Source organism: Methylophaga sp. UBA5088, from assembly GCF_002414625.1.
Taxonomy (GTDB): domain Bacteria; phylum Pseudomonadota; class Gammaproteobacteria; order Nitrosococcales; family Methylophagaceae; genus Methylophaga; species Methylophaga marina.
In genome coordinates this window covers 1439-2292 of record NZ_DIAC01000014.1, presented here as the reverse complement: position 1 = coordinate 2292, position 854 = coordinate 1439, and the positions used below count along the sequence as shown (strand labels likewise).

Sequence of the window (854 nt, the reverse complement as noted above, 5' to 3'; positions counted from 1 at the left end):
GTCTTTTTTCAATAATGAGAATTCAGGCTCTAAACCGGTGTATAAAATCCAGCCTTTTTCAGTCAGACGAGAGATTTGTTTTTTCAGTACAACACGACTGTCATGGCTGTATGGCTCACCATTAACATGACCATCGCAAATTAAACGGGCATAGCCAGGTTGCCATGGCAATAAACTCAATGTGCTTAAGTCGCCCATTGCCATGTAATCTGGCCCATTCGGTTTAATACCCATACCCCAAATAGCGCCACCAGCAAAACCGGCACCGGTTTTAACAATGTCTTCCAGATGATCCGCTGGCACAGATTTGACTTTAGCCACACCGTGGATATCGACAAACTGAGCGAGCACATATTTCACATTGTTTTCAGCTAAAAACTTCTGCGCGTAAGCTATTTGATCAGCGAGCGAAGCCTTAGGGTCAAATTCATACTTCATAACATTTCCTCTGTTTGAATGATCAACACTTGGTCGTATCAATTGTTTTCGTAATAAAAACTGAACCCAATGGCACCGCCACCATATTCTTCAGTGATGCCTAATAGTGTTTTCCACAGATAGGGTCCATACGTACCATCACACCAAATGCGATAAACAGATTGGCCATTTAGCATCTGTCTCAGCAACGTTACCGATACACCGGCGATGACAGTCATGACAAGACGATTCTCTTCAAGTGCATCTCCTGACAGGTCGATTGCACAGACTTCAGAAAATAACTTTGTTGCCAGCTTGCCACTGACAATAAACGACGCATCATTGCGAATTACCTTATGGACACCGGCTTTATTGACAGGCAAAGCATTTAACTGAGCGACCAGTTGTGAATTCAGTGGCTCTTCGATCAGGTATTC

General features: G+C 43.4%; 1 protein-coding gene and 1 pseudogene. Both read right to left on the bottom strand.

Annotation, left to right across the window (positions count from 1 at the left end; all coding sequences use genetic code 11):
* Positions 1-438, bottom strand: a 438-nt coding sequence (locus B4K20_RS01970; protein WP_349678785.1) for a glutamine synthetase beta-grasp domain-containing protein, incomplete at its 3' end; no start/stop codon positions are given.
* Between the two features lie 38 nt (positions 439-476).
* Positions 477-854: pseudogene (locus tag B4K20_RS01965) on the bottom strand (sarcosine oxidase subunit gamma); the annotation flags it as partial.